Raw genomic sequence first — 17,640 nt, forward strand, 5'->3', positions numbered from 1 at the left:
GTACCAACCGTTTAACAATCCGGTAGTCCGGCAATCCGAAGTTGCGGCGCCTTGCTTTCCGACGGGCGAATGCCACGACGATATTCTGTTGGTGATGGCCACATCTGCTTGCGGAAAAGTTTTGCGACATTCGCGCCACTGAACAGTCCACAACGACGGGCAATCTTATCGACTGGTAAATCGGTCTCGGTTAATTGCTGACGTACCGCTTCCAGTCGCAAGTTTGTGAGAAAGTCGTGTGGCGTTTGACCAGTTTCTCGTTTGAACTGGCGAACGAAGTTACGCTCACTCATGTAGACATAGTTGGCGGCATCAATCACTGAAACAGGATCGCTAAGGTGTTCAACGAACCAGAGAGAAGCCTTGTGGATTTTGCTATTAATCATCGATTCGACGGGACGCGCTGGGTTATTGATAGGTGAGGTGTCTCGGCGTCGTTGGCACACTACAAGGTTTTGCGCTACACGTTGCGCAACGGCGGGTCCCAAATCGTTTTCCAATAGACGTAAAGCGAGATCGGTAGCCATGCCAACATCGCATGATGTGAAAATATTATTGTCGTCCACGATCTGGGCTTCCCTATCAATGTTGATTTTAGGAAATTCACGCGCGAGTTTGTCTGCCAGTGCCCAATGTGTGGTGGCGCGGCGATTGTTCAGAAAACCTGCTGCCCCAATGACAAATACGCCGGTGCAGATTGCGGCAAGGCGGCGAACCTGGCTGCGCTTTTTTTGTAGCCATGTAATGAGCACTGGATCGCGATACGCGTCAAAGTTACCCGTGCCGCTGGCAATGAGAAGGGTATCAAAATCCTGATTATCGAATTGTGTAATCGGTGCTGTCAGAATTTGCACTGCGGCCGAGGACGTTACCATGCCGCCAGAAATCGACATAATCGATACCTGATAGCGCGTAGTGCCGGGAAATGCGGTTGAAATGAGTTTGTCTCCGATTCCGAATACATCCGCCGCACCCACTACATCGGCCAGTATTACGCCATCGAAAACCATAATGCCAATATGCTTGACGGCGGAAATATCGTCCGTCGCCCCGACTGTGTTTAAGCCCCCAATATTCATGAAGCTTCCCCCTAACGGCAAGTTTTAGTATTGTTATTTAGTAATTTATTGTTGCCAAATAATCATCTTTAATACTCCTATAATTGCAGATAATTTCCTTGACCTATATCAAAAAAACTTAAAAATGGTCAAATTTAGATGTAAAAAAGACAATATTTATTTCTGCTTTATTGACATCAATTAGTTTCTTTTCAGGAACTTTCATACCAAATTGATGGTTTGTTTGCATGAGGAAAGAGCGTCTTGTTAGTCGTGATAGGGTTAATTACCTACACTTCTTTCCAATGTTTTTGCGTCGCTTCACAACTCATAACCTCGCGTTATGGTTCCTAAGCCCAGTCTACAACGCCAACTTTAACGTTGGTTTTGACCGATTTAGCCTAGACCGAAATAGCGTCGAGATCGCGTTTGAATCAGCATGTTATCAATGACTGAGATGCTTGTTTTCCAATGCATCCTCAAGGCGCGAGTTTTCAAGGGTTAGCTCAGCTACAATTTGTTTCAGCTTAACGTTCTCCTCCTCCAGGCATTTCAATCGCTGGGGGTAATCCTGTAAGCCACCGTATTGCTTTTTCCAGCTCTGAAAAGTACGCTGGGTTATCCCGGCTTGTCGAATTACGTCAGCTACCGGCATACCGAGCTCCTCCTGCTTAAGAGCCTCAGCAATCCGATCGCGGGAAAGTGGCGTGCGCTTCATGGCATGTCCTTCGCCTTCTATTGATTCACTCATAGCTATGGTTAGACTATGACTATTTGGTAGTAGTTTCATCTTGTAGTGGTTCCAGGCCGAGGCGACGGCGTACGAATGGATCGCGATATTCGGTATTATCGGGATCACTGACGCTACTAGCGGTTACTGTACTAGGAACAGCAGCTGGGGCAGCCACGGGAGCAGGTGTCGGTGCAGCAGGAGCCGCTACATCGTTACGAGATATCTGTGCTGGTGCTGTATTTGCTGCCGCGACTGCTGGTCTTGCCATACCTGGACAATCATGACCGGTTGCCTCTACAGCTTTTCGATTGGCATCGCTTTGGCATAAGAGTGCTAGCGCCACATCGTTGAGACCCATTGCACGGAATTCCCTTGAGTCAAGGCGACGTACGCAGGCTTGATCCACCATGGTCGAGGCGGCGGTAGCGCCGAATCCAGTCAGTGATAAGCCAAATGATACTGAGCCCATGCAAGTATCGGACAGCGTTGTGGTCAGTGATGGTGCGGTAATTGAAGGTGCGCTTTTCACTGTATAAGTACCGCCATATTCGACTTTTGCGGTCGTAGTGTTTGGATCAGTCGCTGCTGTTGTGGCAGCTGTGGTCCCCGTCGTACCGGTTGTACCTGATCCTGTACCAGAGGTTCCGCTGCCTGACCCAGTGCCGGAGCCAGACCCAGAGCTGGAGTCACTGGAGGATCTGCTTGGCAAGGTCACCGAAACGCTCACGGTCGACGTATTACCGTTGGCTGTAGTACCTGAAACGGTATTTGATGCCGCTCCGCCGGTAGCGCTGCCGCCGGTAGCTGCTCCGCCAGTGGCAGAACCACCATTGGCTGATCCACCTGCTCCACCTGCTCCACCACTCGCGGTTGATGTTGATGTCGATGCGGAGGTAGGCGACACTGGAGTCGAACTGTTCGCTTCCGCGACTACTGGTACTGTGAATATTGAGGCTACCAGAATACCTAGAAGTTTGTGTTTCATGGCTTCTCCGTTATTTTTCTGTATGTTCCAGGAGAGAGGGAAAGTACTCTTTCCCTCTTCCCCTTCCCTTTACGCGAAAAACTTTATAAAGTTAGAGGTTACCCGAGGCTGCAGCTGCAGTTGCGCCGCCACCGTTACCGCCGTCACCGCCGATTGCTGGACCGCTCTTTGCGCTTCCCCCAATTGTTAAGGAGTATGCAGAACCAGCGGTATTGCTGTTACCGTTCACCGAGCTATCTGCGATACCAGTTTTGGAGCTAGCACCACCACCAACTGCCAAAGAATTACCGTTTGCGGTTTGTGACGAACCCTTAGTGAGGGTGCCAGCGCTGCCGCCTGTGGCCCCACCACCGGTAGCGCCAGAGCCACCACCGTTGCCGCCAGTAGTGTTGCCAGTTGCAGATGCATTTGCTGTAGATGAAGTAGAACCACCGCTGCTAGGCATTTTTTTCCAGCCGCTTGAGCTTCCAGCGCCAGCAGCGCCAGTCGCTGCAGAATCTGCACTGGCAGAGTTGCCTTTTGCATTGCCGGCAGGACCACCAATCGACGAAGCAGGGCCGCCAGTAGCAGCACCTGCGGTAGCAGGAGCGCCGCTAGTATTGCCGGCTGTGGTATTGCCACCTTGTGAGCTGGCTCCGCCGCCGCCAGTGCTATTGTTGCCGCTGTTAGCGTTGCCGCTCATGTTGGTTTGGGTTGCATCGCCTGCAGTCACAGCACCGCCGGATGTTGGGCCGCTTGTTACGGAGCCACTAGTGGCGCCGCCACCAGCTCCGCCAGCGCCTGCAGTTGCACTGGCGCTGGAAGAGTTTTTGACAGTTAACGTTGTCGTTGTTGTCGTTGTTTTTGATCCTGATGATGGAGCCGAATGATGTGCGTTAGCATATCCCCCAACTAAGAAAAGGGAAGCGATGGATGCGGCAATAATTTGCTTTTTCATTTTTATTTCTCCTGAGTGTAGGGCGTCAATTGCTAGGGGTCTCGTCTATATACGCCCAAAATTAACAGACAAGATTTCGTTATAAATCAAAGCTGCCACGAGGCATTGCAGGCGGTCGGTGTTGTGAGAGAAAATCACAATTCCGACATTTTTGACAGAAAAATTGCTGCACAAAACTGCCTGTTTTTTCAAAAACATCGCTTCTCCTGCACTAACCAATCACAGCCTAAAATATTGACTGGTCCCATCCATTCATACGTTGGCAAGAGACATGTGCGTCGCGATGTATTGATCATAGGACCGTCGACAAAAGTGTTTACGACAAAACTTTGTCGAGTTAGGACAGCATAGATGGCTGATTTGGACGCCTTTCCATGGAGCACCAGAAGGTGGTGTGATGCGATTTACGTCACCTTGCTGAGGCGTATATATCGATTTTTGAAGATGGGAATAATAGATATTCGCGCGTCGAAGGGCGTCACTATGCTTGTCAAAAAGAGCCAAAACGATTATTTAATTGAGGGCGATATGTGCCAATTCAGACGTGTCAAATATGTCGACATGAAAAATATCGTGGGCTCTAGTGTGATGAGCGGATAAGTCGCAAAAAATAAAAAAACGACTCGGACATTTAAGCGTCGGAGTCGTTATATTTGCCTTACCTTGTAGCGAATTGAGAAATTTCAATAACCTTCTGAGGTTATTGAAAGACAGTGCATGCTGCTATAAGTTATAGGCCAGCATGAATTGCTATGCGCGTTTCACCAGTCGTACGATGACGAGCAGTACAATCGCACCAATCGTTGCTGTGACTATCGAAGCGATCATGCCACCACTGACGCCGATGCCGATCAGACCGGCCAGCCAGCCGCCGATGAATGCCCCCACAATACCAACAAGAATGTCGACCAAAATACCAAAGCCGCCGCCCTTAACCAAGACACCAGCGAGCCAACCGGCGATAGCACCGATGATGAGCCAAGCGAGAATTCCATGTTCCATGGTATTTCCTTTCGTAGTTTAGCAGTGGGTGAAAAAGTCTAGCGTCATTGAACGTGAGCCGCAACTATATTATTTTTTTACGGCTAAATTTTAAAAAATGAGAGAGTAATTTGAAGTGGATGCGCTGGCTCTTCTCTCTCCATTCTTTTCTAATAAATTATTATTGCGCTGATCAGCAATGCGTAAAGTATTTAGTCGCCTATAAATACTATAGTTATAGTTTCTTGTTTTTACAAATGTTCACAAATTTTATTGCAAACTGGGTTCTGAGCTGCGACTTGCATCAGATAGTTTGCAGTAATACTAAAAAAATTATAGGCGATTGTCTATAAGCTGTTGTCCCCGTCTGACGCCTTCCTGGCCCACTTCTTCAAGAGATCCTATGAAGGTATTCTCATCTTTCCATTCGATACCGTTTTCCAGATTTACCTTAATTAACCACCCGGCCGAATTGAGGTGGGTAAAAACGTAAATTTTTTGGCCTTTGTATTCTCGAATAATTGTCACGTCCATGATTTTGACTATCCACCATTGGTTATGGTGAGCATGATAGAGATAACCATGTTGCCTGAATGTCGGGCGTTGTCACTTCTTTATGTAGGAGTAGAGGAAGTCGCCGCATTAATCATCGCGATGACGCCTGGCGTCGCCCCGAACGCAATGACAGTGATGGCCATAATGACAGGCGGCGTCCTGCGCCGTTAACATTACCCACTATATTTTTTTGTGTCGAGGTGTGTAAGACGGTCATAGCGTCTAGTTAAAAGTTTTCTTTTGTGCCGCTAAGCGTGCGAGTAAGGGAGCGGTTTTCCATGCTTCTCCGTGCAAACCTTGCGCGTATTTTTCGATTGCCGCGACAACACTTTTTAAGCCAACTGTATCAGCATAAAACAAAGGGCCACCGCGGAATAAAGGAAATCCATAACCGGTCAGATACACCATATCGATGTCAGAGGCACGTTGTGCGATTCCTTCTTCCAGTAAAAGCGCCGCCTCGTTTATCAGTGAATATATCAATCGTTCTACGATTTCCTGATCGCTTATTTGCCGACGTGCGACACCACTAGCTTTGGAGTTTTTTGTGATCAGGTTATCGACCAATGCGGATGGATAGGCTTTGCGGTCGCCCGCTTTATAGTCGTACCATCCAGCCCCGGTTTTTTGACCGAAACGTCCCAGTTCACACAGTAGGTCGGCGGTTTTTGAGTACGTCATTTCAGGTGTATCGATCGCGCGTCGTTTTCGGATAGCCCAGCCGATGTCGTTGCCAGCCAGATCGCTCATCCGGAACGGCCCCATTGCGCAGCCAAACCGTTCAATTGCTTTATCAACCTGCTCCGGAAAACAACCTTCATCTAGCAAAAATCCAGCCTGACGGACATATTGTTCCACCATGCGGTTGCCGATAAATCCATCGCAGACACCCGCAACAACGCCAGTTTTGCGAATTTTTTTAGTCAGTGCCAAGGTGGTTACCAAAACGTCGTCGGCGGTCTTTTCACCGCGAACAATTTCCAGCAGTTGCATGACGTTTGCAGGACTGAAAAAATGCATGCCGATGACATCCTGGGGACGTTTGGTGGACGCTGCAATTTCATTCAGATTCAGCGTCGACGTGTTGGAGGCTAAAATTGCACCGGGCTTCATGATGTTATCGAGGGTCTTAAAGACCGCTTTTTTGACTTCCATGTCTTCAAATACGGCCTCGATCACAATGTCTGCACCGCTGATCGCTGCATAGTCCAGCGTGCCAGTGATCAGAGCGATCCGTTGGTCAACTTTATCTTGGGTTAGTTTGCCTTTTTTGAGCGTGTTCTCATAATTTTTTCGAATGATCGCCATACCCTTTTTCAAAGCATCAGGGTTAGTTTCCAGTATCATGACCGGGATGCCAACATTGGCAAAATTCATGGCGATACCGCCCCCCATCGTACCAGCGCCGACGACCGCCGCGCAGGTAATTGGTCGACGTGGTGTGTCCGCAGAAAGCCCCACAATTTTACTGGCTGCACGTTCGCCAAAAAATGCATGGCGCATCGCTTTGGAGGTGGTTGTTTGTAGCAGCGCAAGAAACAAGTCACGTTCATATTGCAGGCCATCGTCGAATGGTTTGGTGATTGCAGCCTCAATCGCGTCAATACATTTTAATGGAGCGGGAAATTGCTCTGACGTCCCACCGACGATCGCGCGTGCGGTCTGCAAAAAAGCCTGGTAGTCAGGATAATCAGAATGAGAAACTGTAAGATCCCGGACTTTAGGTAGTGGTCGCAGATTGGCTATCTTGTCGGCGAAAGCGAGTACGGCTGGCATCCATTCGCCATTTGCTTCTGGCATGATCAATGCATCGAAAAGGGCCGTCGTCGCCAATTTTTCCGCAGCTATCGGATTGCCGGAGACGATCATGTCCACGGCAAGTTTCAGTCCTACCGCACGCGGTAAACGTTGCGTGCCACCTGCGCCCGGCAACAGACCCAATTTGACTTCCGGTAAACCTATTTTTGCTGTTGGCGTTGAGATCCGATAGTGACATGCGAGCGATAATTCGAGGCCGCCACCCATGCAGACAGAATGGATCGCCGCTACTACAGGTTTGGTAGCGTTTTCGACAATGCTGATCAAGGTATGTAATGACGGTTCAGCTAATGCTTTTGGCGAGTTGAATTCTTTTATATCGGCGCCGCCAGAAAAGGCCTGACCTGCACCGGTAATAACAATCGCCCTGACCGCGTCATCGCTGAGCGCCTTTTGTATGCCATCAACCATCGCCGTGCGGGTTATCAAACCCATGCCGTTCACGGGTGGATTGTTAATAGTGATAAGGGCGATGTTTCCCTGGTGTTGGTATTCAGCAGTCATGTCTCTTCCTTTATTGGGCGTCTGTCAGTTTGTATCGATGTAAATAAGCTAAATAATTAAAACAGCAATCGGGTGGTCGAAAGCTTGACGACTGCAGTATGCTTTTTTGTTGTTTGCACTTTTATGGTTAAACAGCCTATGTTCCCCCGCTTTACTCTCCGTCGCTCCCTCTATTTCGCCTATCACGTATATGTTATTACATCGCTATCAACACGTCGCCATTGTTCGTAGAGAGGTAATTCTACATGCGCGTTAATGATAGCTTTATTACTTAAATGTTCGTAATCGAACATTTATAGCCGAGTAACTGCGGATAGAGTGTTATATTTCTATTGGGAAATTGTTCTCATGTGAACATTTTGCCATCATTGTGCAAATATCGATTTGAAACGTGTGGCGCGCTAGCGACCAACGGAATCCTTGCCGCATGAAATGGCATTGCGTCATGTAATTGAAGTCAACTATTTGCATAAATGCCAACCGTATCGGAGACAACAAAATAATGTTCAATATTTTTCGCCCAGCGTTACATCAAGCCTTATTATCCAAAGAAAAAATTGACCCCACTTATCGCCGCTTACGCTGGCAGATTTTTTTGGGTATTTTTTTTGGTTACGCTGGTTACTATCTGGTGCGTAAGAATTTTTCATTGGCAATGCCAGCCTTGATAGAGCAAGGATTTACCAGAGGGCAGCTAGGATTCGCCATGTCGGGTGTAGCCATTGCCTACGGTTTATCAAAATTTCTCATGGGAATGGTCTCTGATCGTTCGAATCCACGTTTCTTTTTACCTTTCGGTTTACTCGTCTCGGCCGCAGTCATGTTCGTGATGGGGTTCAGTCATTGGGCAACATCTAGCGTCACAATCATGTTCTCGCTGCTGTTCATCAACGGTTGGGTTCAGGGTATGGGATGGCCGCCGTCCGGGCGCACGATGGTGCATTGGTGGTCTCAGAAAGAGCGCGGTAGTGTCGTCTCGGTCTGGAACATTGCGCACAATGTTGGTGGAGGAATGATCGGGCCGCTCTTTATTCTCGGCATGGGTTGGTTCAATGATTGGCGTTCAGCCTTTTATGTACCCGCAGCGGTAGCGGTAGCGATTGCCATCTTCGCGTTTGTTATGATGCGTGACACACCACAATCTTGTGGACTACCGCCGGTAGAAGAGTATAAAAACGATTATCCGGAAGGCTACGACAAATCTCACGAAGAAGAACTGACCACTAAGGAAATTCTGTTTCGCTACGTACTAAATAACAAATTATTGTGGTACATCGCTTTTGCCAACGTATTTGTTTATTTGCTGCGGTATGGCGTGTTGGATTGGGCGCCGACTTATCTACGCGAAGTCAAACACTTCAGCATCGATAAATCATCCTGGGCCTATTTTATGTACGAATGGGCGGGTATTCCTGGGACATTATTGTGCGGCTGGATGTCAGACAAAATCTTTAAAGGCAACCGTGCCTTGACTGGAATTGTCTTCATGATTCTGGTCACCATCGCGACATTGGTGTATTGGCTCAATCCGGCTGGCAATCCCGGCATAGATATCGCTGCGTTGTGCGCTATCGGCTTTTTGATTTATGGGCCCGTCATGTTAATCGGTTTGTACGCGCTGGAACTGGCACCGAAAAAAGCTGCAGGAACCGCCGCTGGTTTCACCGGTCTGTTTGGTTATCTTGGCGGTTCAGTCGCAGCCAGTGCGCTTTTAGGTTCCACCGTGGATCATTGGGGCTGGGATGGCGGATTCATCCTGTTAGTAGGATCTTGCATATTGTCGGTGCTATTTTTCGTCATGGCGTGGTATGGCTCGCGACCGCAACATCCTGACTTGAAAGATATTTCAACTTAAATGCTGGATAAATGGTCGGCTGTACAGATGGATGAGGTTACTCAGTGAAGTAACTCAGAAGTAACACCATGAAGTAATTCTGCGATGAAGGAGCGCACGCGCTGAAGCCATTAAAAGCTTTAGCGCGTGTTGCGTTCCGCAGTGCGTTTTAGCCATATTTGCACCACCAGATAAGCCACCACAAAAACGTTTCCGGCCAGCACCGCAGCATTCGTCAAGGATGGATGCAAAACAAGATGGCGAATTTCGATAGGAATATAGATTCCACCCGATATCGCACCCAACCAGGTCGCCCAGGCGCGATTATTCCAAAGGCCATAACATTCTGTGAAACGCAGCGATATATAGGCCAATCCGATCAACGCGACGTTGCGGCGATTTTCGTCATTCAAGACGTCGGCGTAATGCAGAAAAATAGACGGATAATGCGCAGTTGGGTCCATGCCAAAATGACCGATCAACTCGATCGCCAGATGGCGAATATCATGGTGCAGCAGGTCCAGCAAGCCTAGCGTAGCGGCTAAAGCGGCCAACCCCTTAATACCCTCAAACGTAGCAATCGCTTTTAACGCCGCCCGAGATTTTTCTGATGCTGGTGGCGACTGGTTTGTGATGATGTCTTTTGTGTCATTGGATGATTGCATAAGACGATTATGCACGAAGCTGGACTTTATTATTCGGCAATAAATTCTAATGTTATCTGCCATCCCGTTATTCGCTTGCTTGGTAGTTTTACCATCTCACGCTTTAATACCTTCGCCTCTTTATCGATATAAATACGTCAATATGATTGGCTTACAATTGATTTTCCGTCACTCTTTTTCTATTAGAAAATTACGTGATGCCGGTTTGAGAGTGGGATCGTTGATAGTGCCATCTTTCAGCGATATCCCGGTTAACTGCCGACTGAATGCTTCGGATAGCAAATAATGTAGTTTACCTGCTGCGTCTGGATAGCTTAATCCGGCAGGGCGGATATTTGATATGCAGTTTCTACTTTCATCGGTCAAGCCCACATGCGGTTGCCATGTCAGATAAATGCCCAAGCTGTCTGGCGAGCTTAGACCGGGGCGTTCGCCGATCAACACTACGACCATCTTTGCGCCTAGCAATTCACCAATCTCATCGCCAATAGCCACACGTCCCTGACGTACGATTGTAAAGGGTGCAGTTGACCAGTTTCCGGCTTTTAGCAACGGCATGAGCGTAGCAAGAAAAGTTGCTGCATTTTGTTCAATCGCCAATGCAGAAAGGCCATCGGCAATTACGAATGCCAGATCAACGTGCCGCTGGCTAGTGTGAGTTTTTATGGTGGTTGAATCTTTAAGCGGCGCTGATAACGCCTCCAGAATCTGATGCGAAGAAGGGGACAGTTTTCGACCAAAATCTGGTCGCTGCAAATAGCTATCCCGGGTTTGAGCGACGCTTGATAAGGTAACGCATGCATTCTGTTGACTAACGCCGCAGTCAGTTAGCGCTTGCGCCACTTTTTCGGTATCCAGCATCTGATGCACGGCGTCACGCGCCCTTGCATGGGCTAGCTGAAAGTCCAATTGAACGGCAGTTGGCAGACTTATTCCGGCACGGCCGAGCGCGATCCTTGCGCTCGTAAATTGGCGCAGGAGTTGCCATGGATTGGTAATAACCGTTGGTTTAGTCATACTTAATTAACCCGTTTCTGTCCTTCGTTTCTGTCCTTATTATCTCGCCGCTTGCGGGAGTGCGGTTGTCCAAGTGCGCTATCACGGCAGACGCAACAAGGCGTGTTTAAACGCCGGTGGTAGTTCCTCTTTAAGCATTAACGTGCCATCGCCGGAAAATATTTGCATGTCTTGCAGCCACTTTTCAAATTCGGGCGCTGGCTTTAGCCCCAATACGCGTCGGGCGTAAAGTGCGTCGTGGAATGAAGTCGATTGATAGTGCAGCATAATATCGTCCGATCCGGGCACACCCATGATGAAATTGCAACCGGCTGTGCCCAGCAATGTCAGCAAAACGTCCATGTCATTTTGATCCGCTTCGGCGTGGTTGGTGTAGCAGACATCGCAACCCATCGGCAATCCTAACAACTTCGCGCAAAAGTGATCTTCCAGACCGGCGCGGATTATTTGCTTCCCATCATATAAATATTCAGGACCAATAAAGCCAACTACTGAGTTCACCAGAAGCGGTTTAAATTTTCTGGCAACCGCGTAGGCACGCGCTTCGCAGGTTTGCTGATCGATCCCATGATGGGCGTTAGCCGACAGGGCGCTACCTTGCCCGGTTTCAAAATACATGACGTTGTTGCCGATGGTGCCGCGTCCCAAAGAAAGCGCTGCTTGCTGCGCCTCATCCAACAAATTCAAATTGATCCCAAAACTTTGGTTGGCTGCCTCGGTGCCAGCAATCGACTGAAATACCAAATCCACGGGAGCGCCGCGGTTGATCGCTTCTATCGTGTTGGTGACATGCGTCAGCACGCAGGATTGAGTAGGAATGCGGTATTGTTGAATGATCTGATCCAGCATCGATACCAGTTTGATGACTTGCCCGACGTTATCGGTGGCCGGATTGATACCAATCACCGCATCGCCGCTGCCATACATCAAGCCGTCTAGAATGCTAGCGGCAATTCCTGTGGCGTCATCGGTCGGATGGTTCGGTTGCAGGCGGGTCGATAGACGGTTAGCTAGTCCAATGGTATTGCGGAAGCGGGTGACGACGCGACATTTTTTGGCAACCAGAATCAAATCCTGGACGCGCATGATTTTTGAGACCGCTGCCGCCATCTCCGGCGTGATGCCGGGCGCGATCGCAGTGAGTAATAACTCTGTGGCAGCGTCGCTCAGAAGCCAGTTGCGGAAGTCGCCAATCGTTAAGTGTCGGATGGCGGCGAAGGCATTGGCATCGTGGTCATCGATAATCAATCGGCTGACCTCGTCGCTTTCGTAGGGGACCAGTAAATCGTTAAGGAATGTGGTTAGTGGCAGCGCCGCCAGAGTCATCTGTGCAGCGACACGCTCTTCGGCACTGGCGGCAGCGATACCCGCCAGATGGTCGCCCGAGCGTGTGGGAGTGGCTTTTGCCATCAGGTCTTTCAGGTCGCGAAATTGGTAGGTTTTAGTCCCTACCACGTGACTGAACCGGACAATCGGACGGTGCATAGGCGGCCTGTTTTACGTTTGAAAAAATGTGCGGTCCAAAGCGGAGCCGAACGACGTATTTACAGAGATTAGCAGAGATAAGCCGATATTAGCTGATATAAACTAAAAGTTGGCCGAGGATGCCAACGGCAATAGAAGCGCGTTGAACGTCGCGCGTCGTTTCTTTGGCGTCGATGTGGCTTTTTTAGTATCATCGGGGCGGTGATTCACGCGTGATGAATGAACCACAATTAACAAACCATGAAATACGGCGACTAATACTGAATCGCAGGAATTTAACGACCCGGCTTGGTAGCTGCTGATCGGATTTTAGCTATCGTCAGTCCGGACCAGACTGCTTTAGTTTGGGTCAGGATACTGTCTGTTTTCCAAGCAGTTGGGGCAACTTTGCCAATGCATCGTATTCCTCATCGCTAAACAGCCTTGATCGCGTCAAAAAGCGACGTCCTGATCCGTTGTCTAGTGAGAACATGCCACCGTTGCCATTGACAACGTCAATGATTAATTGCGTATGTTTCCAGTATTCGAATTGCTCGGCGCCGATATAAAACGGTTCACCATCCAGTTCACCCAAATACACATCTCCGTCGCCAACCTGAAAATCGTCTCGGGCGTAACACATGGGGGCACTGCCATCGCAGCAGCCGCCGGATTGAAAAAACATCAGCGCACCATGTCTTTTTCTTAGCGTTTGTAGCAATTCTAGCGTCGCTTCAGTCGCAACGACTCGGGCGGGGGTAGTTGACATAAGAAAGGCCTTTCGTGAAAAATAGGACTTACGCAAATCCGCACCAGCGGCGCTATGCTTCACAATTTTATAATGCGGCATAAGCTTCGTAAAATAGGGGCGATAAACCTGCTACTGAGCTGTTGCTGGGACGATTTTGCGTAAATCCTAAGAAAATTGAACTCTGCCTTAACCGGCGGTAAAGCAGAGTCCACATTACAATCTAGCAGCGAACTTTAGAAAAAGCCTAAAGCGTTAGGGCAATAACTGACCAACAGATTTTTGGTTTGTTGATAGTGATCCAACATCATCTTGTGATTCTCACGACCGATACCAGACTGCTTGTAACCACCAAATGCTGCATGCGCAGGGTACAGGTGATAACAGTTAGTCCAGACCCGACCCGCTTGAATCTCGCGACCCATACGGAAAGCACGTGAGCCATCGCGTGTCCACAGCCCTGCGCCCAGACCATACAATGTGTCGTTGGCGATTTCCAGCGCTTCTTCTTCGTCTTTGAAAGTCGTGACAGACAACACAGGTCCAAAAATTTCTTCCTGGAAGATGCGCATTTTGTTATTACCTTCGAACACGGTTGGTTCCATGTAATAACCCGCATCCAGATCACCGCCATGTTGCGTGCGACCGCCGCCGGTGAGCAACTTGGCGCCTTCTTGTTTGCCAATGTCGATGTATGACAGAATTTTTTCGAGCTGTTCCTGCGATGCTTGTGCACCGATCATCGTGCTCATTTCGAGTGGATTGCCTTGCTTGATGGCTTTTACGCGTTTTAATGCACGTTCCATAAAGCGGTCATAGATCGATTCTTGAATCAACGCGCGTGATGGGCAAGTGCACACTTCACCTTGATTTAGCGCGAACATGGCAAAGCCTTCCAGGCATTTGTCAAAGAACGCATCGTCCTGATCCATGACATCAGCAAAGAAGATGTTAGGCGATTTGCCGCCTAGTTCCAGCGTTACAGGGATGATGTTTTGCGATGCGTATTGCATGATGAGGCGGCCGGTAGTAGTTTCACCGGTGAAAGCGATCTTGGCAATCCGCTTGCTCGAAGCCAACGGTTTGCCTGCTTCCAGACCGAAACCTTGAATAATATTAAGCACACCCGGTGGCAACAAATCTTGCACTAGTTCAATCCACACCATAATCGAGGCTGGTGTTTGTTCAGCTGGCTTAAGGACGATGCAATTGCCTGCCGCCAACGCCGGTGCCATTTTCCAGACTGCCATCAATATCGGAAAATTCCACGGAATGATCTGACCAACGACGCCCAAAGGCTCATGGAAATGATAAGCGTAAGTTTCTGCATCGATGGTCGCGACAGTGCCTTCTTGGGCACGGATGCAACCGGCAAAATAGCGGAAATGATCAATAGCCAATGGAATGTCGGCTAATGTTGTTTCGCGCAGAGGTTTACCGTTGTCGATCGTTTCGGCAATAGCCAGCAACTCCAGATTAGCTTCCATCCGGTCTGCGATTTTAAGCAGGATGTTGGCGCGGTCGGCAGGTGAAGTCCGGCCCCAGGCACGCTTAGCGGCATGTGCGGCGTCTAATGCCAGATCGACATCTTCTGCGCTGGATCGTGCTACTTCGCAAAAAGCGCGACCGAGAACAGGACTAATGTTTTCAAAATACTCACCCTTTACCGGTGGGACAAATTTTCCACCGATGAAATTGTCGTAACGTTGCTTGAAGGGATTTTTAATGCCTAGTTTGGTGATGTCTGCTAGATTCATGTCGTCCTCCGAAAGGGATTTAGTTAATTGATTACCAAGTTGGCGTTAGGCCAAGGTGCAACAGGCACTCAACCTATTTGCAAAGGTCGTGCCAATCAATATTCCGCAGATTATTAGCCGGAATTTTTTTGCCATAAATCGCTGAAAACCCGCATGGATATTAACTATCACCTATCCGTTATGGGATAAATTTATCAGTTTCAAATTGCCCATGTCACAAACATAAAACCACTGCTGTTTTATTTTGGAACACTCTTGCATTGGCAGTGTTCCGAATTTGAACTGCCTTTGAAGTGATGCAATTTTGATTAATGACAAGTGGAGAAGTTCAGTCGCTTTGTATTCGGCAACGATTGGTTTGACACAAAAAAAACAATAAAATGTGGCGGTTAAAACCACCAAATGCAACTTGGTTGCACTATAATCGGCACGCTGCAACTAGGTTGCAATTGGCTTTCATCTGATTACAAAGAGCAACTAGTGGGCGAATGTAAAGAGACCATAGAGCAAAAATAGAGCCGGTTCGGACTTGGTTTTGCCTTGGGTTTGCCGCGGTTTTGCCCTTTTGTGGCCCGATCGTGTCTAAACAATTTGTTGTAAATATAAAGCTAAGATGTCGATCAAATCGTCCTCCCTTATGAATAAAAAGCGCAGTAGTATGCTAGCGCGTTCGGCATGGTTTCGACTAATGCTGGTACTTCCCGTGTGCGTTTTATTTTGGGTTGGCGTCTGGTGGGCACTGGCGGGAGCGACAGGATGAAACCGGCAGTAACGTTGCACAACCTGACGGTCGCCTATCGTCAGCATCCGGCTTTGCACCATATCAGCGGAAGCTTTGAATCCGGTTCACTGACCGCGATTATTGGCCCGAATGGTGCAGGGAAAAGTACCTTATTGAAAAGCTTGCTAGGATTGGTTCGCATCGATAGCGGTCGCGTCGACATCAGCATTGCGCGCAAGCGTATCGCGTATTTGCCGCAGCAAGCTGAGATTGACCGCGGTTTTCCAATTTCAGTGATGGATTGCGTATTGCTGGGCTATTGGCAAAGTGCCGGGTTATTTGGTGGGATTACGAAGGCAATGTCAGAAAAAGGCGATGCCGCCTTACATGCGGTTGGCCTGGATGGATTTGCTGATCGCTCCATTGGCAGTTTGTCGGCGGGACAGTTTCAGCGTGTCTTGTTTGCGCGGATTTTGTTGCAGGATGCCGAGCTAATTTTGCTCGACGAACCGTTCAATGCCGTGGATGCAAAGACGACGGAAGATTTGCTGGTGATCGTACAGTCATGGCATGCGCAAAAGCGCACCGTGATTGCTGTGTTGCATGACAACGAACAGGTGCGCCGCTATTTTCCCCAATCGGTATTGCTGGCACGGCGCCTGGTGGCATGGGGTGACACGACACACGTATTAACCGACGATCATTTGCGGCTGGCTAAAAATATGCCTGAAGCGCAGGATCCGAACGCACCATTTTGCCAGCCGGAGACGACGGCATGAGTTTTTTCTCACTGCATTGGTTGACCACGTTTTATCAATTTACCTTAGCGCCGTTTCAGGAATTTGCCTTCATGCGGCGCGCTCTGATCGGTATTCTGGCGCTTGCGCTTAGCAGTGCTCCCCTTGGCGTGTTGTTGACCTTGCGCCGGATGAGTCTGTTTGGCGACGCGCTTAGCCATGCCGTGCTGCCCGGTGTCGCAGTTGGGTTTATGTTATTCGGCTTATCGCTACCGGCGTTAAGCATCGGCGGCTTTCTGGCGGGCGTGATCGTGGTGGCGATTGCCGCGTTGATCAGTCGCCATACCGATTTAAAGGAAGATGCCAGTCTTGCGTCGATCTATTTGATTGCGCTGGCACTGGGCGTGATGCTGATCTCGGTAAACGGTTCCAAGCTGGATTTATTGCATATTCTTTTTGGCAACGTACTTGGCGTTGATCGCGAAGGTTTGTTTCTGGTCGCCGGCGTCACAACTATCAGTTTGGTAGTAGGTGCCATGATGTATCGCGGCCTGGTATTGGAAAGTTTTGACGCCTCATTTCTGGCGGCTTGCGGTGTCAAGGGCGCACGTGGCGCATTATTCCAGCAACTATTTTTGATGTTGGTAGTGCTCAATCTGGTGGCGTCTTTTCAGACGTTGGGTACGCTTATGGCGGTGGGATTGATGATGTTGCCAGCAGTTTCTGCGCGTCTTTGGCATGATACTTTGCCCGCACAATTGCTCAACAGCGCTTTGCAAGCGGCAGCGGCGGGTTATATCGGTTTATTGTTATCGTATTACACATCAACCCCTTCCGGTCCGACCATCATTGTCTGCGCCGGTGGACTGTATTTGATCTCGTTGCTGATCGCACCGCGTGGTTGGTTGGCAAAATTATGGAAGCGACCGCATCGGCTTGCCTGATTTGCGAACAATTACCAGGAGCGACTTGTCAGTTGACGGATGAAAGCGGAACGTAAAAATAATCGACCAGAGTCAATTTTGTGATCGGTTTGGTTGCCGATTTTTCGAGGTTTGACGTTTAGTTCTCGATGGCGCTCTACGCCAGCTCTTTCTAGTTTTGTGTTTTGTGGGCCGACGTCGTC

16 protein-coding genes are annotated in these 17,640 nt (G+C 49.0%); 4 read left to right on the forward strand and 12 right to left on the reverse strand.

Annotated elements, in window-relative coordinates; genetic code table 11:
• Positions 1-11 precede the first annotated feature (11 nt).
• The 6 genes from ACXX82_RS15145 to ACXX82_RS15170 form a co-directional block, all read right to left on the reverse strand.
• Positions 12-1,079 carry a GlxA family transcriptional regulator gene (locus ACXX82_RS15145; protein WP_322236178.1) on the reverse strand — a complete coding sequence of 356 codons (1,068 nt, stop codon included), beginning with the start codon at positions 1,077-1,079 and terminating at the stop codon, positions 12-14.
• A gap of 424 nt (positions 1,080-1,503) precedes the next feature.
• Positions 1,504-1,776, reverse strand: a complete 273-nt coding sequence (locus ACXX82_RS15150) for a transposase (RefSeq protein ID WP_458563196.1) — start codon at positions 1,774-1,776, stop codon at positions 1,504-1,506.
• 52 nt (positions 1,777-1,828) lie between these two features.
• Positions 1,829-2,776 carry a hypothetical protein gene (locus ACXX82_RS15155; RefSeq protein ID WP_458563197.1) on the reverse strand — a complete coding sequence of 316 codons (948 nt, stop codon included), beginning with the start codon at positions 2,774-2,776 and terminating at the stop codon, positions 1,829-1,831.
• Between the two features lie 91 nt (positions 2,777-2,867).
• Positions 2,868-3,713 (reverse strand): hypothetical protein, encoded by an 846-nt coding sequence (locus ACXX82_RS15160; RefSeq protein ID WP_322236183.1) that lies wholly within the window; start codon positions 3,711-3,713, stop codon positions 2,868-2,870.
• Positions 3,714-4,463: 750 nt separating this feature from the next.
• On the reverse strand, positions 4,464-4,715 hold the full coding sequence (locus tag ACXX82_RS15165; RefSeq protein WP_322236185.1) for a GlsB/YeaQ/YmgE family stress response membrane protein: 252 nt from the start codon (positions 4,713-4,715) through the stop codon (positions 4,464-4,466).
• A 312-nt stretch (positions 4,716-5,027) separates the two neighbouring features.
• Positions 5,028-5,228: a hypothetical protein gene (locus tag ACXX82_RS15170; RefSeq protein WP_322236187.1), complete on the reverse strand. Its 201-nt coding sequence runs from the start codon at positions 5,226-5,228 to the stop codon at positions 5,028-5,030.
• Positions 5,229-5,276: 48 nt separating this feature from the next.
• On the opposite strand from ACXX82_RS15170, the gene ACXX82_RS15175 reads away from it, so the two are divergent.
• The gene (locus ACXX82_RS15175) at positions 5,277-5,420 is read left to right on the forward strand and encodes a hypothetical protein (RefSeq protein ID WP_322236189.1); all 144 of its coding nucleotides are present in this window, start codon (positions 5,277-5,279) and stop codon (positions 5,418-5,420) included.
• A gap of 51 nt (positions 5,421-5,471) precedes the next feature.
• On the opposite strand, the gene ACXX82_RS15180 is transcribed toward ACXX82_RS15175, so the two are convergent.
• Positions 5,472-7,571, reverse strand: a complete 2,100-nt coding sequence (locus ACXX82_RS15180) for a 3-hydroxyacyl-CoA dehydrogenase NAD-binding domain-containing protein (RefSeq protein ID WP_458563198.1) — start codon at positions 7,569-7,571, stop codon at positions 5,472-5,474.
• A gap of 502 nt (positions 7,572-8,073) precedes the next feature.
• On the opposite strand from ACXX82_RS15180, the gene glpT reads away from it, so the two are divergent.
• Positions 8,074-9,426 (forward strand): glycerol-3-phosphate transporter, encoded by a 1,353-nt coding sequence (glpT, locus tag ACXX82_RS15185; RefSeq protein WP_323506050.1) that lies wholly within the window; start codon positions 8,074-8,076, stop codon positions 9,424-9,426.
• Between the two features lie 119 nt (positions 9,427-9,545).
• Here the strand turns inward: glpT and ACXX82_RS15190 are convergent, their stop codons facing one another.
• From ACXX82_RS15190 to adh, 5 genes are all read right to left on the reverse strand, one after another.
• Positions 9,546-10,070: a DUF2127 domain-containing protein gene (locus ACXX82_RS15190; protein ID WP_458563199.1), complete on the reverse strand. Its 525-nt coding sequence runs from the start codon at positions 10,068-10,070 to the stop codon at positions 9,546-9,548.
• Between the two features lie 168 nt (positions 10,071-10,238).
• Complete coding sequence (gene eutC / locus ACXX82_RS15195) at positions 10,239-11,087, reverse strand: ethanolamine ammonia-lyase subunit EutC (RefSeq protein WP_458563200.1); 849 nt, start codon at positions 11,085-11,087, stop codon at positions 10,239-10,241.
• A gap of 81 nt (positions 11,088-11,168) precedes the next feature.
• Positions 11,169-12,572: an ethanolamine ammonia-lyase subunit EutB gene (locus ACXX82_RS15200; RefSeq protein WP_323506052.1), complete on the reverse strand. Its 1,404-nt coding sequence runs from the start codon at positions 12,570-12,572 to the stop codon at positions 11,169-11,171.
• A gap of 349 nt (positions 12,573-12,921) precedes the next feature.
• Positions 12,922-13,320, reverse strand: a complete 399-nt coding sequence (locus ACXX82_RS15205; RefSeq protein ID WP_322236201.1) for a DUF779 domain-containing protein — start codon at positions 13,318-13,320, stop codon at positions 12,922-12,924.
• Between the two features lie 215 nt (positions 13,321-13,535).
• A complete protein-coding gene (gene adh, locus ACXX82_RS15210) occupies positions 13,536-15,056 on the reverse strand; it encodes an aldehyde dehydrogenase (RefSeq protein WP_458563201.1) in 1,521 nt (506 codons plus the stop codon).
• A gap of 756 nt (positions 15,057-15,812) precedes the next feature.
• On the opposite strand from adh, the gene ACXX82_RS15215 reads away from it, so the two are divergent.
• Together ACXX82_RS15215 and ACXX82_RS15220 are read left to right on the forward strand one after the other, a co-directional pair.
• Entirely contained in the window at positions 15,813-16,556 is a 744-nt protein-coding gene (locus ACXX82_RS15215; RefSeq protein ID WP_322240474.1) for a metal ABC transporter ATP-binding protein, read from the forward strand.
• Entirely contained in the window at positions 16,553-17,458 is a 906-nt protein-coding gene (locus ACXX82_RS15220; protein WP_322236205.1) for a metal ABC transporter permease, read from the forward strand. The genes ACXX82_RS15215 and ACXX82_RS15220 overlap by 4 nt, the downstream gene beginning before the upstream one ends.
• Positions 17,459-17,640: the final 182 nt, after the last annotated feature.

The organism is Glaciimonas sp. GNP009, assembly GCF_054343755.1.

Excerpts from the sequence above, each read along its gene's own strand:
- ACXX82_RS15160 (WP_322236183.1), bottom strand. The coding sequence starts at position 3,713 with ATGAAAAAGCAAATTATTGCCGCATCCATCGCTTCCCTTTTCTTAGTT.
- ACXX82_RS15170 (WP_322236187.1), bottom strand. The coding sequence starts at position 5,228 with ATGGACGTGACAATTATTCGAGAATACAAAGGCCAAAAAATTTACGTT.
- ACXX82_RS15165 (WP_322236185.1), bottom strand. The coding sequence starts at position 4,715 with ATGGAACATGGAATTCTCGCTTGGCTCATCATCGGTGCTATCGCCGGT.
- ACXX82_RS15150 (WP_458563196.1), bottom strand. The coding sequence starts at position 1,776 with ATGAAGCGCACGCCACTTTCCCGCGATCGGATTGCTGAGGCTCTTAAG.
- ACXX82_RS15220 (WP_322236205.1), top strand. The coding sequence starts at position 16,553 with ATGAGTTTTTTCTCACTGCATTGGTTGACCACGTTTTATCAATTTACC.
- ACXX82_RS15145 (WP_322236178.1), bottom strand. The coding sequence starts at position 1,079 with ATGAATATTGGGGGCTTAAACACAGTCGGGGCGACGGACGATATTTCC.
- ACXX82_RS15200 (WP_323506052.1), bottom strand. The coding sequence starts at position 12,572 with ATGCACCGTCCGATTGTCCGGTTCAGTCACGTGGTAGGGACTAAAACC.
- ACXX82_RS15205 (WP_322236201.1), bottom strand. The coding sequence starts at position 13,320 with ATGTCAACTACCCCCGCCCGAGTCGTTGCGACTGAAGCGACGCTAGAA.
- ACXX82_RS15175 (WP_322236189.1), top strand. The coding sequence starts at position 5,277 with ATGTTGCCTGAATGTCGGGCGTTGTCACTTCTTTATGTAGGAGTAGAG.
- eutC (WP_458563200.1), bottom strand. The coding sequence starts at position 11,087 with ATGACTAAACCAACGGTTATTACCAATCCATGGCAACTCCTGCGCCAA.
- ACXX82_RS15190 (WP_458563199.1), bottom strand. The coding sequence starts at position 10,070 with ATGCAATCATCCAATGACACAAAAGACATCATCACAAACCAGTCGCCA.
- adh (WP_458563201.1), bottom strand. The coding sequence starts at position 15,056 with ATGAATCTAGCAGACATCACCAAACTAGGCATTAAAAATCCCTTCAAG.
- ACXX82_RS15180 (WP_458563198.1), bottom strand. The coding sequence starts at position 7,571 with ATGACTGCTGAATACCAACACCAGGGAAACATCGCCCTTATCACTATT.
- glpT (WP_323506050.1), top strand. The coding sequence starts at position 8,074 with ATGTTCAATATTTTTCGCCCAGCGTTACATCAAGCCTTATTATCCAAA.
- ACXX82_RS15215 (WP_322240474.1), top strand. The coding sequence starts at position 15,813 with ATGAAACCGGCAGTAACGTTGCACAACCTGACGGTCGCCTATCGTCAG.
- ACXX82_RS15155 (WP_458563197.1), bottom strand. The coding sequence starts at position 2,776 with ATGAAACACAAACTTCTAGGTATTCTGGTAGCCTCAATATTCACAGTA.